The organism is Streptacidiphilus carbonis (assembly GCF_000787775.1).
In the GTDB taxonomy this organism is placed as follows: Bacteria; Actinomycetota; Actinomycetes; order Streptomycetales; family Streptomycetaceae; genus Streptacidiphilus; species Streptacidiphilus carbonis.
Genome location: NZ_BBPM01000025.1, coordinates 1 through 13,587 on the forward strand (window position 1 = coordinate 1; position 13,587 = coordinate 13,587).

Below are 13,587 nucleotides of genomic sequence, written 5' to 3' on the forward strand. Positions count from 1 at the left end.
TCGGGGGCGGCGGGATCGGGGGCGGCCGGGGCGCCGCCCTTGGAATTCATCATGTGTCGAGTGTCGGGGGTGGGTCGGCGTCTGCGGTCACTGCTCACCGAATCCGTCGGACAGGTGTCGGCTGCGGCCGGCACGCGGCTCGGCCGGGATCGCGACCCGCCCCCGCGCTAGCGCCCGCGTCGCCGGCCCCGTGGGCGGCGTCGGCGGGCTACGGCGTAGGCGGCTGCGGCGACACACAGGAGTCCTGCCGCCGCGCCAGTGGTCTGCCAGGCGCTCAGACCGCCGCCCTGAGCCGCGTCGGCCCCGGCGACGCTCCCTCGGGACCGGGCCGGCGACGGGGACGCGCCGGCTGGGACGGAGGCGGACGCGCCGGCCCCGGCACTGGGGGTGGCTCGGCCGGCAGCGGTGAGGACGGTCGTGCCGGCGCTGTGCTGGAGCGAGAAGTCCGTTCCCCCGATGGTGACCTGAGCGCCTGTCAGAGCGACGGCCTGGCCGCCGACGCTGAGCGCCGAACCGTCCGCGACCCGGATCTTCGAGCCGGCCACCGCGGTGAGCGCCTTGAGGCTCTGGCTCCCCGCCGCGTGGAGGTCCAGCACCGCCCCCGGCGAGGTGAGGGCGACTCCGCTGCTGGCGGCGAGGCTCGCGCCGGTCAGCGCCAGCGTGCCCATGGCCACGGTGGTGGCTCCGGTGTAGTCGACCGAGCCGGTGAAGGTGGTGGTGGCGGCGCCGTTCTGGATGAAGGATCCGCTGCCGCTGATCCTCGACAGCGTGAGGGCCTTGTCGACATCGGCGGCGACCAGCATGCCCTCGTCGACCACCCGGTAGAGCGCGCCGGAGGTGTAGAGGCCGCCGTCGCCGCCGGACCTGCCGGAGCCCAGCCGCAGCACCGCGCCCCGCTGGATCGTGGTCGAGCCGTCGTAGTACTGGGTGGCCGCGAAGGTGACGTCGTTGCCGGTGGTCCCGGCGATGACGATGTCTCCCTGCCCGGGGGCGGCGAGGGTGTCGTGGTACCTGCCGCCGCCGATGGGCGCGCCCAGGGTCACCGGGCCGTTGTAGTCGAAGGTGAGCAGGGACCGCCGATTGCTGGCCGTGTGCAGATTGATGTACACCGTCTGCGCGGTGCCCGGCATGAAGATGGCATGGGTGGTGCCGTCGCCCCACTGCACATCGGCGCCCTCGATGTTGGTCCCGCGCACATTGCTCTTGTGCGCGACCGGCCGCCAGTTGAGGGCCGGGTCGCTGAGCGAGGGCGCGGTGTCGGAACCGGAGTCGCTCCAGCTGTAGTACCCGGTCAGGACGACCTTGCTGCCGGGCCGGGAGTGGACGTTGACGTCGCTGCCGTAGGCCTGGTTGTAGAAGACCTGGCGCTGGGTGACGGTCTGGCCGAGCGGGGTGTCGATGATCCAGGAGCCCTGGTTGACGATGGTGCTCGCGTCGGGGAGCGCGGCCGGGTAGTCGGTGGCGCCGAAGGCGGTGCCGGTGCCGTTGTAGACCACCCCGGAGAAGGGGTTGGTCCCGGCTATCTGGAGGGTGCCCCACATATTGCGCGGCTGCGCCACCAGTCCGCTGCCGCTGATGATGCCGAGGTTGAATGCGCGGGTGAGCGACAGCCGCAGGGTGCCGTCGACCCTGATGTTGTCCTGGTTCTGCTGGTAGCCGGGGGTGTTGTAGGGGAAGCTGCCGATCAGTCCGGTGCTGCCGCCGGTGCCGTACTGCAGCGTGGTGCCTCGGTCGACGGTGATCGCGGGTGCGTCGGGGTCGCTGACCGTGCTGTAGGGGTGGTTGCCGCCGAGCACGGAGACCTGCTGATGCTGCCGGGATGCGGGCAGGGTGAAGGTGCTGTCCCTGGTGAGCACCAGGGTTCCGGTCCCGGTCACCCGCAGGGTGCCCTGTCCGCTGATCACCCCGCTGTAGGTGTGGGTGCCGGACGGCACGCTCACCACCGCGTCCCCGGTCAGCACCACGTCCTGGCCGGCCAGCACGGCAGCGGTGATGTCCCCGGCACCGCCCGCCGCGGCCGCGGGCGGTGCTCCGGCGGACAGGAGCAGCAGTGCGCCCGCCGCGGCCCCGGCGGTTGTGCGGCCCCAACTGCTCTTCGCAGAACGTCGCATCACGGACCGATCCTGTCAGGTCCGCTGCGACCGCCACGGTCCGGGCCCCCTCCCGGACAACTTGTTCCCACCGCGGCCGGGTCGCACCGCGGTTCCGGTGATGCCTCCCGTCAGCCCTTCAGCGCCTCCCGGACGAAGGCCGCGGCGGCGTCGAGGGCGGCGTCGGCCTCGTCCAGCACGGCGGCGAAGGACTGGAAGACGTGCGGGACCTCCGGCCAGACCTGGAGTTCCACCCACACGTCCTGCCCTGCGGCGCGGGCCGCCAGCCGGGTGGCGTCGTCGAGCAGGATCTCGTGCGAGCCGACCTGGATCAGCAGCGGCGGGAGTCCGCTCAGATCCGCGAACACCGGGCTGGCCAGCGGCACCGCGGGGTCGGTGGCGCCGAGGTAGTCGCGGGCCCGGGTGCGGAGCCCCTCCGGGGTGAGCGCGGGATCGACCGCGGCCTTGCCTGCCATGCTGTCGCCGGACAGGGTGAGGTCGGCCCAGGGCGAGAACACCGCCGCGGCGGCCGGCTGCGGCAGACCCGCGTCCTTCAGCGCCACCAGCGCCGCGACGACCAGGCCGCCGCCCGCGGACTCGCCGACGAGGGCCACCGCCGAACTGGGCACACCACTGTCCAGCAGCGCCCGGTAGGCGGCCACCGCGTCGTCGACCGCCGCCGGGAACCGGTGCTCCGGCGCCAGTCGGTACTCGACCGAGACGGCCCGCGCGCCGACCCGGCGGGCGAGGTCGGCGGCCAGCCCGGCCCCGTCCGCCGCCGAGCCGATGGCGTACCCGCCGCCGTGCAGGTAGAGCAGCACCTGCGTCGGGTCGCTGCCCGGCGTGTCCACGGTGACGACGGGGACGCCGCCGAGCGCGCCCGGGGTGAGCGAGACGTCCTCGGGCAGCGGTATCGCGGTGATCATCGCGTGGAAGACCTCGCGCTGCTCGACGACGTCGCCGCCGATGTCGAGGGGTCCGTGACGCAGGATCTCGTCCAGCGTACGGCGTTGCTGCCGGCTCATCAGATGGTGCCTTTCAGAAGGGATTCATCAACAGGGGAAGGTGGTGGCGCCCGGTCGGGAGCCGGCTGCGGTCAGCGCGGCGGGCCGAGGATGATCTGGCCGTACCGGTCGGCGGCCTCGGCCATCCGGTCCTTGGAGATCTCGAAGCCGTCGGGGCGCGGGGTCGCCAGATCGCGTCCGGCGTGGCGGAACATGCCCTCGATGCCGCCGGGGGTGCAGATCATCAGCAGGTCGGCGGCGTCGGAGGTGATCCGGTAGCCGTGCGGGACGTTCTTGGGCAGGTAGACGATGCCGCCCTCGGACAGCTCCATCTCCTGGTCGTCGGACCACAGCAGCGCGGTGCCCTTGATCAGCATGAAGACTTCGTCCTCGCGGGTGTGCAGGTGGTACGGCGGGGCCTCGCCCTTGTTGACGGTGAACCGGCCCACCGTCAACTGGCCGTCGGTGGCCGCGCTGTCCAGCAGGACGGAGAATGTTCCGCCGTCCAGCCATTCGAGTTTCTGCTGCTGATCGGGCTGTGCGAGGTAGGCCATGCTCACGGGGCGACCCCTTCAGTTCTGCTTTCCCGGAAAATCGGGGCAACGGGCGTGTGCGATTCTTCTCCCCAACCCGCTTCCGCCACAAGGCAAGAGGGTAGGACCAGCAGTACCACTCCGCTCCGTTCCTGGTTACCATGGCCATTGATGGCGACGACGAACAATTTCGGTATCGCGCTGCGGGGTTGGCGTGAAAGGCTCTCCCCGCCGGACGCCGACGGGCGACGGTTCCAGGGGCTGCGCCGCGAGGAGTTGGCCCGGCTCTCCGGCGTCTCGGTCGACTACGTGGTCCGACTGGAGCAGGGGCGCGCCCGCAATCCCTCCGCCCAGGTGGTTTCCGCCCTGGCCAGAGCACTGCAACTGCCCGCCGCCGAACGCGACCACCTGTTCCGCTGCGCCCATCTGATGCCGCCCTCGGACGGCGATGTGCCGATGGAGGTGCCGGTGGGCGTGCGGCGGCTGATGCAGCGTCTGGACTCCGTTCCGGTCGCCGTCTACGCCGCCGACTGGACCCTGGTCAGTTGGAACCGGATGTGGACCGCCGTGGTCGGAGACCCCGACGACTACGGCTGGGACCAGCGCAATCTCGTCGCCGGGATGTTCCGGACGACCGACGGACGCAGGAACGACGCCATCGCCGCCTGGCCGGTGCGGTCCTTGGCGGGCGACGCCGCCGAGGAGGCCGCCCTGGTCGCCGACCTGCGTGAGACCGCGGCCGCGTATCCCGCCGACGCCCGCCTCGCCGCGCTCGTCGAACGGCTGATGGAAACCAGCCGGCGATTTGCCGAACTGTGGTTCGGCGGAACAGTCGGGGCAATCGGCGGCGACCGAAAGACCGTCGAGCATCCGTCGGTCGGGAGCATCACACTGGACCTCGAAGTACTGATGGTCCCCGGCTCCGACCTCCGGGTTATTACGTACACGGCCGAATCGGGGAGCAGCGACGCGGAGAAGCTGCACACATTGCGACAGGGCGCCGAAATCAGCGCCGCCGACTGAATTCAGCCGGATTCCGCGAGTGCGGCCCGGGTCAGCGTGGTGGCGGTGTGCACCAGGCTGACGACGGCCTCCTCCGGCTCCAGCCCGTACAGGTCGGTCAGCCCGAACAGGGCCTCGGCGCTGACCACGACCGCGAGATCGCGTTTGAGCTGGACCAGGGCGGCGGGGTCGGCGGCCCCCAGGGTCTGTTCCAGCGGGGCCAGGGCATGGTCGATCAGACCGAAGCGCAGACCCGGCCGGGCGGCGGCTCCGCCGGGCCGGATCACGGTGGCCGCGATCATCGCGCGGACCACGCCCTGCCGGGTCAGCACATGGCGCATCAGGAACTCGGTGGCGGCGGCGATGCGCTCCACCGGGTCCTCGGAGTCCGCCACCGGGGCCAGCGCCTCCTCGGCGCTGGGCAGCTGGCCGACGATGGCCTCCTGCAACAGGCTGGCCAGGTCCGGGAAGTAGCGGTACGCCGTGGCCTCGGAGACCAGCGCCGCCCGGGCGACCTCGGGCATGGTCAGCTCGCGGCCGGTCCGGCTGAGCTCGGCCGCGGCCTGGACGATCGCCGTGCGGGTGCGCAGCTTCTGGTTGGCCCGGCCGGACACGGCCCGCTCCGCCGCGCCCCGGTCCGCCGTGCTCTGCGATGCCATCGGTCCACCTCTCGTCCGCAGCGTAGAACGCAAGACTCCCGCAGTCATGAGAGCATACTCTCACAAACCCCGAATCAACAGGTCAGGCGGCCTCGTCCGGCTTGACGACGGTGTCGACGAAATCGCCGATCGCACCGAGGGTGGCCCCCAACTGCTCGATCTGCGGGAAGTGGGCGGCCTCCGCGATGGCGGTGTAGTGGCCGTTCGGGAAGGACTTGGCGTAGCCGCGGCCGTACGCCGGCAGCGCGATCCCGTCCTGCTCGCCCCAGACGACCAGCACCGGCACGGTCACCCGGTGCAGCCGTCCGCGCAGCTTGGGGTCGTGGCTGAACGCCTCGCCCGCATAGACCGCCAGGGTGCGCTGGTTGGCGGCGGACACGGCCCGCTGCTCGTCGGTGAACGAGGCGAAGTCGGGGCGGAACGCCGGGTTGTGGAAGGACAGCCGGGTCATCTCGGCCGGAGCCATCACCCGGACGTCGCGGACCTCGTTCTCCTTCAGCTCGGCGTGGATGCCCACCGCGTTGAGCAGCACCAGCGCGCCGATCCGGTTGCGGGTGTCGCGCAGCGCCATCTCGGCGGCTATCCAGCCGCCCACCGAGTTGCCGATGACCATGACGCCGGTCAGGTCCAGCTCGTCCAGCAGGTCCAGGTAGGCGACCGCGAGGTCGGCGACGGTGTCGAAGGACTCCGGCCGCGGGGTGCCGTCGAAGCCGGGGTGGGTCGGGGCGATCGCGTACACGTGCTGGGACAGCGCGTTGCCCAGGCCGGCCATGGTGCGGGGGCCGGCGCCGCCGTGCAGCAGCAGGACGGCGCCGCCGTCGGAGTTGCTGCCGAACTCCTGGACGGTCAGGGACAGGCCGCCGGCCAGGTCGACGGTCCGGGTCACGGCGCTGGAGCTGCTGGTGGAGGCGGGAGTGGAGGCGGGGGTGCTCATGATGTGGGTCCTTTTCGCCGCGCTTACGAGAGCTGACTTGCATGAGTGTAGGCAGCTCTCGCGGTCTTATGCAAGTACGCTCTCATGACGAGAGTTGACATCATCACGTCCATCTCAGGGACAACTCGTGTCACACCCCGGGGTTTCGCTTATCGGAGTTCATGATGATCGTGTGACGACTTGTACACGTTCGGTCATTGTCGGGTGTAGGAGGCGCCCCAGCGGGGGACCCTCCATGAACACCGGTTCGGGGGGATCGTCATGCGTTGGATCGTGAGTTCTAGCCTGCGGCTTGCCGCTGCCGTGGTGGCGGCCGCGATCGTGGTCATGGTGGTGGGGGTGGGCTCGCTGCGCCATGCCTCCGTGGACACGCTGCCTGAGTTCCTGCCGCCGCAGGTGCAGGTGCAGACCGAGGCGTTGGGGCTGTCCACCAACGAGGTCGAGCAGTTGATCACCGTCCCGCTGGAGGACGAGTTCAACGGCATCGCCTATCTGGACCGGCTGCGCTCCCAGTCGGTGCCGGGGCTCTCCTCGATCGAGCTGACCTTCAAGCCCGGTACCGACATCTACAAGGCCAGGCAGCTGGTGACGGAGCGGGTGGCCCAGGGGCCGGCCGTGGTCAACGTCGGCACCCCGCCGGTGATGATCCAGCCGCAGTCCGCGCAGAGCCGCACCATGATGATCGGGCTGTCGTCCAAGTCCACCTCGCTGATCGACCTGTCGACGCTGGCCCGCTGGCGGATCCGGCCGCGGCTGCTCGCCGTTCCCGGTGTCGCCAATGTGACCATCTGGGGCCAGCGCGACCAGCAGCTCCAGGTCCTGGTCGACCCGGCCAGGCTGCATTCCGCCGGGGTCTCGCTGTCGCAGGTGATCAACACCACCGGTGACGCCATGTGGACCTCGCCGCTGACCTTCGTCGAGGCTTCCTCGCCCGGCGCGGACGGCTTCATCGACACTCCCGACCAGCGGCTGTCGGTCCAGCACATCCTGCCCATCACCACGCCCAAGGACCTCGCCCAGGTCCCGGTCGAGGACACCAACGGCAAGACCGTCAAGCTCGGCGACGTCACCACGGTCGTCGAGGACCACCCGGCGCTGCGCGGCGACGCCGTGCTCTCCAGCGGCTCCGGCTTCCTGCTGGTCGTGGAGAAGCTCCCCGGCGCCAACACCCTCGCCGTCACCAAGGGCGTCGAGCAGGCGATGGCGGAGCTCAAGCCCGGGCTGACCGGCATCACCGTCGACACCTCGGTCTTCCGCCCGGCCGACTTCGTCCAGTCCGCGCTGCACAACCTGGGCTGGTCGGCGCTGGCCGGGCTGGTACTGCTGACGCTGTGGCTGGGCCTGTGCTGGCGGTCCTGGCGGGTCGCCCTGGTGGGCCTGGTGGCGGTGGCGCTGCCGCTGGTGGCCGCGGCTTATGTGCTCTACCTGCGCGGATCGACCTTCAACGAGATGACGCTGGCGGGGATGCTGGCGGCGCTGGGCATCGTCGTCGACGACGCCGTCTCGGGGGTGCTGGCGCTGCGGAGCGCGGCCGACGCCGCCATGCCGCGGCCGGGCGCCCCGGAACACGCGTTCGGCGCCGCGGGCGTCACCGACGACGGGTCCGACCCGGAGCCCCCGGCCGGGGCCACCGCGGTACCGCACAGCGGTGACGCCGCGTCAGCGCCCCCGGGCGCCGCGCCGCCGACGGAAGCCGGTGCGGCGTCCGACCCCGGCTCCGACCCCGGCTCCGACCCCCGGCCGTCACTGTCCGACCTGCTGACCGACGCCCTCACCGACGCCCGCCGCCCGCTGGGCTTCGCCCTCGCCGTGGTCCTGGTCACCGCGGTGCCGCTGCTGGTGATCCCCGGCCTGGGCGGATCCCTGGCGCGTCCGCTGGTCATCGCCTATGTGCTCGCGCTGCTCGCGGCGACCGCAGTGGCCCTCACCGTCACCCCGGCGCTGGCCTACCTGCTGCTCCGCCCGGGACTCCGCCGCAAGCCGGGGACAGCGACGGCGGCAACGGCGACGGCAACCCACGAGCCGTCCACCGCCCCGGTCCCCGCCCCCCGGCTGCACTGGACCGAACGCGGCTACCACCGACTGCTGGACCACAGGCTGCGCCCGGTGGTGGCCGGCTCGCTGGCCGTGGTCCTGGCGCTGGCCGCGCTTTCGATCCTGCCGCAGCTGGCGCACACCTCGCAGGGGGTGCTGCCGCAGACGCAGAACCGCCAGCTGCTGGTGCAGTGGCAGGCCGCGCCCGGCACCTCGCTGCCCGCCATGGAGAAGACGGCCGGCGCCGCCGGGGACAGCCTGCGCGCGCTGCCCGGCGTCAAGGACGTCGCCAGCGACGTCGGGCAGGCCCTGATGGGCGATCAGGTCGTGGATGTCGACTCGGCCCAGACCTGGGTCACCCTCTCCCCCGGCGCCGACTACGGCCGCACCACCGCGGCCGTCCGCAAGGCGCTGGACCGTCAGCCGGCCGCCTCGGCCGTGCGGCACACCCTGCTGACCTACCCTCAGCTGGCGCTCCAGGACGGCACCGCCGAGGCGACCGACGGCAACGCCGCGGTACGGGTCCGCCTCTACGGCACCGACACCAAGGTGCTGGCCGCGCAGGCCGAACGGCTGCGGCAGGCCGTCGCCGCCCAGCCGGGCATCGCCGGCCCCGCCATCGCCCGGACGCCCACCGAGCCCTCGATCGAGATCGCCACCGACGTCGCCAAGGCCGCCAAGTACGGCCTCAAGCCCGGCGACGTGCGCCGCTCCACCGCCGTGCTGGTGGCCGGTATCCCGGTCGGAAGCTACTACCAGCAGCAGCAGATCTTCGACGTGGCCGTATGGAGCACTCCCGCCGTCCGGAACAGCCTGGCCGACATCCAGAACCTGATGCTGGACACCCCCACCGGGGGCCAGGTCGCGCTGAAGGACATCGCGACCGTCTCGATCCAGCCGGCGCCCACCGAGATCGACCACGACCAGGCATCCCGCTACCTCGACATCACCGCCGCCGTCCACGGCCAGGACCTGGGCACCACCCTGAGCCGGGTCCGCTCGGCGGTTGAGGCGGTCGACCTGCCGCTCGGCTACCACGCAGAGATCACCAGCGGCCTGGAGCAGACCCAGAACGGGGAGCTCACCCTGGTGCTGTGCGCGCTGGCCTGCGCGGCCGGGGCGCTGCTGCTGTTCCAGGCGGCGCTGCGGAGCTGGAGCCGGGCCGCGGTGCTGCTGTTCAGCCTCCCGCTGGCGCTGTCGGGCGGCGCACTGACGGCCATGGGCAACGGCTCCCGGATCACCACCGGGGCGCTGGTCGGCTTCCTGCCGCTGCTCGGCGTCGCGGTCCACGGCGGCCTCACCCTGCTGCGGCGGTTCCGGGACGACCCGGACGTGCGCCGAGCCGCCGGGCGGACCGCCCCCACCGTGCTGACCACCGCCGGAGCGCTGGCCCTGCTGGTGGTGCCGTTCGTGGTGCGCGGCGACATCGCCGGGATGGAACTGGCCCGTCCGTTCGCCCTGGTGGTCATCGGCGGGCTGGTCACCACCACGCTGGTGACGCTGGTGCTGCTGCCGGCCCTGCAGCAGTGGCTGCCGGCCGGCGCCGCCGCCCCCGACGACGAGGTGGGCTGATGGGACGTCAGCAGACCGTCGCGGCAGCGGTTCTCGTCCTGGTCCTGGCCGGCGGCGCGGTGCTGGCCGGCTGTGGGCCCAAGGCGGAGAAGGTGAACGGCGTCCAGCCCGCCACCCTGGTGGCGGTCCCCGGCAGCACGCTGCACCGGGTGGTGCTCACCCCCGAGGCGGTCAGCCGGCTGGCCGTCGCCACCACGCCGGTGCTCCGCGCGACCGGCTCCGGCGGTCTGCTGCGGATCCCGGAGACCGCCCTGGTCTACGACCCCGAGGGCCGCCCCTGGACCTACACGGTCCCGGCGCCGCGGACCTACCTGCGGGTGGCCGTGGTGGTCGACCGCACCGAGAACGGCCAGGTACTGCTGCGGTCGGGCCCGCCGGCCGGCACCCCGGTGGTGGACGTGGCCGCGCCCGAACTGCTGGGCGCCGAGTACGGCGTGGGAGAGGAGTGACTGTGACCAGCACCGACCCCCGCGCCACTTCCCGCTCCGGTTCCGGTTCCGGTTCCGGGGGCTCCGGCTCCGCCTCGCGCCCGCGCGGCCCCCGCCGCCCGCACCGGACCGCGATGCAGGCCATCGTCTCCTGGAGCCTGCGCTTCCGCTTCCTGGTGGTGGCCGCCGCCGTCGCACTGATGACGGTGGGCATCGCCACCGTCCCGCACACCCCGCTGGACGTGTTCCCGGAGTTCGCACCGCCGCAGGTGCAGATCCAGACCGAGAGCCTGGGCCTGTCCACCTCCGACGTGGAGAACCTGGTCACCGTCCCGATCGAGCTCTCCATGAACGGCATGGCAGGTCTGGACACGCTGCGCTCCACCTCTGTACAGCAACTGTCCTCCATCGTGCTGATCTTCAAGCCGGGCACCGACCTGCTGCACGCCCGCCAACTCGTCCAGGAACGGCTGTCCACGGTCCGTCCCACCCTGCCCAAGTGGGCCAGCCCGCCGGTGATGCTGCCCCCGGTCTCGGCCACCGGCCGGGTGCTCCAGATCGGCATGACGTCCAGCACCCTCAACACGATGCAGCTGTCCCAGCTCGCCTACTGGAACGTCAAGGCGCGGCTGCTGCGGGTGGACGGCGTCGCCGACGTGTCGATCTGGAACGAGCGCCAGCCGACCTTCCAGGTGCAGGTCGACCCGGCCAAACTGGCGGCCAGTCACACCACCCTGGACGACGTGGAACGCACCACCTCGGACGCCCTGGACTCCGGCGCGCTGCAGTTCTCCACCGGCTCGGTGGTCGGCGCCGGCGGCGACGTGGAGGGCTCCGCCTCCCGCTACCAGGTGAGCCACCAGCTCGCCGTCCAGACCCCTGCCGACCTGGCCAAGGTGCCGCTGGAGGACCCGGCCGCCCAGGGTCAGGAGGTCCCGCTGGGCAGCGTCGGCCAGGTGGTCCAGGACTACACGCCGATCATCGGCGACGCCGTGATCAACGGGAAGCCCGGCCTGCTGCTGGTGGTGGAGAAGCTGCCCTGGGGCAACACCCTGCAGGTGACCAAGGACGTCGACAAGGTCATCGCCGAGCTGCAGCCCGGACTGCCCGGTGTCCAGTTCGACACCCACATCTTCCGGCCGGCCGACTTCATCCAGGATTCGGTGCACAACCTCACCGACGCCCTGCTGCTCGGCTTCCTGCTGGTCGTGGTCATCATCGTGCTGTTCCTGTTCGAGTGGCGGGTCGCGCTGATCAGCCTGATCACCATCCCGCTGTCGCTGGCCGCCACCCTGCTGGTGCTGCGGGCCTTCGGCACCACCGTCAACACCATGGTGCTGGCCGGTCTGATCATCGCCCTGGGCGCGGTGGTCGACGACGCGATCATCGACGTGGAGAACATCCTGCGCCGACTCCGGGTGGCCCGAAGCGTCGACAAGCCCGGCCGTGCGGACGAGTCGGCCTCCACCGCGCGGATCATCCTGGGCGCCTCGCTGGAGGTCCGCAGCCCGATCGTCTACGCGACCCTGATCATCGTCTGCGCCTCCGTCCCGGTGTTCCTGCTGCACGGGCTGACCGCCGCCTTCTTCCGGCCGCTGGCCATCTCGTACACCCTGGCCATCGCGGCCTCGATGGCGGTGGCGCTCACGGTCACCCCGGCGCTGACGCTGATCCTGCTGCGCAAGGCGAAGCTGAAGCGCTTCCAGTCGCCGTTGGTCCGGCTGCTGCGGAAGTGGTACGGGGCGTCGCTGGGCCGTATCGTGGCCCGGCCGCGGGCCGCCTACGCGGTGTTCGGCCTGGTCGTCCTCGCCGGGGCGCTGGTCGCGCCGCAGCTCGGGCAGTCGCTGTTCCCCACCTTCCAGCAGCGGGACCTGCTGATCCACTGGGACGCCATCCCCGGCACCTCCGACGCCGAGGTGGTCCGCACCACCACCAAGCTCAGCAGCGAACTGGCCGCCATCCCCGGGGTCACCGACTTCGGCGCCCACATCGGCCGCTCCAAGCAGGGCGAGGAGGTGGTCGGCATCAACGCGGCCGAGGTGTGGATCAGCATCTCGCCGAAGGTCGACTACAACCGCACCGTCGCCTCGGTGCGCGCCGTCGTCGACAGCTACCCCGGCCTCTACCGCGATGTCGAGACCTACCTCAACGAGCGCATCGAGGAGGTGCTGTCCGGCTCCAAGGAGGCCGTCACCATCCGTGTCTACGGCCAGGACCTGGCACAGATGCGCGGCACCGCGGAGTCGGTGCTGGGCCGGATCCAGTCCGTCCCCGGCGTGGTGGACCCGCATGTGGACCTGTCGGTGGACACCCCGCAGATCAAGGTCGAGGTGAACCTGGCCAAGGCCGCCAAGTACGGCCTGAAACCGGGCGACGTCCGCCGCCAGGCGGCCGCCATGGTGGCCGGCCAGGAGATGGGCAACGTCTTCAAGGGCAACCAGGTGTACGGGGTGTACGTGTGGAGCACGCCCTCGACCCGGTCCGACCCGACCGCGATCAGCGACATGCGGCTGGACACCCCGTCCGGCGGCAGCGTGCGGCTGGGCGACCTGGCCAATGTGACCATAGGGCCCGACCCCTACCTGATCACCCGCGAGGACAACTCCCGCTACATCGACGTGGGCACCAACGTCCAGGGCCGCGACCTGTCCGCGGTGGTCCAGGACATCCGCCGCAACCTGGTGGGCCTCAGCGTCCCGCAGGGCTCGCACTACACGCTGCTCGGCGAGTACCAGGAGCGGCAGAGCGCCCAGAACAGCCTGCTCACCACCGCCGCGATCGCCGCGGTCGCGATCCTGATCCTGCTCCAGTTGGCCTTCGGCTCCTGGCGGTTGGCGGTGTTCGTGTTCCTCACCCTGCCGATGGCGCTGGTCGGCGGGCTGATCGCGATCTGGATCGGCGGCGGCGTGGTCACCATCGGGGCGCTGGTCGGCTTCTTCACGGTCTTCGGCATCGCCGCGCGCAACGGCATCCTGCTGGTCAACCACTGCCAGCACCTGGAGGACCACGAGGGCATGGCCTTCGGCCCGGAACTGGTGGTCCGCGGCGCCGGCGAACGGCTCGCCCCGATCCTGATGACCTCCCTGGCCACCGGCCTCGCCCTGGTCCCCCTGGTGCTGCTCGGCAACCGGCCGGGCCACGAGATCGAGTACCCGCTCGCCGTGGTCATCCTCGGCGGCCTGATCACCTCCACCCTGCTCACCCTCTTCGTCGTCCCGTCCCTCTACCTCCGCTTCGCCAAACGTGTGCGCCGACGGGCCCCGGTATAACACTTCGGCAAACCCGGCGCGGGGTTTGGGGTCATGGGGAGGTTTGTGTCCGGATCGTTCCC

9 protein-coding genes are annotated in these 13,587 nt (G+C 71.5%); 4 read left to right on the forward strand and 5 right to left on the reverse strand.

The window, feature by feature from the left end; genetic code table 11:
- Nucleotides 1–167 precede the first annotated feature (167 nt).
- From TR46_RS20410 to TR46_RS20420, 3 genes are all read right to left on the reverse strand, one after another.
- Nucleotides 168–2,111: an autotransporter gene (locus tag TR46_RS20410; RefSeq protein ID WP_052432954.1), complete on the reverse strand. Its 1,944-nt coding sequence runs from the start codon at nt 2,109–2,111 to the stop codon at nt 168–170.
- 110 nt (nt 2,112–2,221) lie between these two features.
- Nucleotides 2,222–3,115: an alpha/beta hydrolase gene (locus TR46_RS20415; RefSeq protein WP_042403325.1), complete on the reverse strand. Its 894-nt coding sequence runs from the start codon at nt 3,113–3,115 to the stop codon at nt 2,222–2,224.
- 71 nt (nt 3,116–3,186) lie between these two features.
- A complete protein-coding gene (locus tag TR46_RS20420) occupies nt 3,187–3,648 on the reverse strand; it encodes a cupin domain-containing protein (RefSeq protein ID WP_236655412.1) in 462 nt (153 codons plus the stop codon).
- Nucleotides 3,649–3,798: 150 nt separating this feature from the next.
- Here TR46_RS20420 and TR46_RS20425 point away from each other — a divergent pair, with 150 nt between their 5' ends.
- Nucleotides 3,799–4,650 (forward strand): helix-turn-helix transcriptional regulator, encoded by an 852-nt coding sequence (locus TR46_RS20425; protein WP_042403330.1) that lies wholly within the window; start codon nt 3,799–3,801, stop codon nt 4,648–4,650.
- Nucleotides 4,651–4,652: 2 nt separating this feature from the next.
- Here the strand turns inward: TR46_RS20425 and TR46_RS20430 are convergent, their stop codons facing one another.
- Nucleotides 4,653–5,288: a TetR/AcrR family transcriptional regulator gene (locus tag TR46_RS20430; protein WP_042403332.1), complete on the reverse strand. Its 636-nt coding sequence runs from the start codon at nt 5,286–5,288 to the stop codon at nt 4,653–4,655.
- Between the two features lie 82 nt (nt 5,289–5,370).
- A complete protein-coding gene (locus TR46_RS20435) occupies nt 5,371–6,222 on the reverse strand; it encodes an alpha/beta fold hydrolase (RefSeq protein WP_052432955.1) in 852 nt (283 codons plus the stop codon).
- 273 nt (nt 6,223–6,495) lie between these two features.
- Here TR46_RS20435 and TR46_RS20440 point away from each other — a divergent pair, with 273 nt between their 5' ends.
- The 3 genes from TR46_RS20440 to TR46_RS20450 are packed head-to-tail and all read left to right on the forward strand — an operon-like array spanning nt 6,496 to nt 13,525.
- The gene (locus tag TR46_RS20440) at nt 6,496–9,828 is read left to right on the forward strand and encodes an efflux RND transporter permease subunit (protein WP_161790166.1); all 3,333 of its coding nucleotides are present in this window, start codon (nt 6,496–6,498) and stop codon (nt 9,826–9,828) included.
- Nucleotides 9,828–10,277, forward strand: coding sequence for a hypothetical protein (locus TR46_RS20445; RefSeq protein WP_042403336.1), 450 nt, complete (start codon nt 9,828–9,830; stop codon nt 10,275–10,277). Before TR46_RS20440 ends, TR46_RS20445 begins: the two co-directional genes overlap by 1 nt.
- A 2-nt stretch (nt 10,278–10,279) precedes the next feature.
- A complete protein-coding gene (locus TR46_RS20450) occupies nt 10,280–13,525 on the forward strand; it encodes an efflux RND transporter permease subunit (RefSeq protein WP_201776430.1) in 3,246 nt (1,081 codons plus the stop codon).
- The last annotated feature ends 62 nt before the right edge of the window (nt 13,526–13,587 follow it).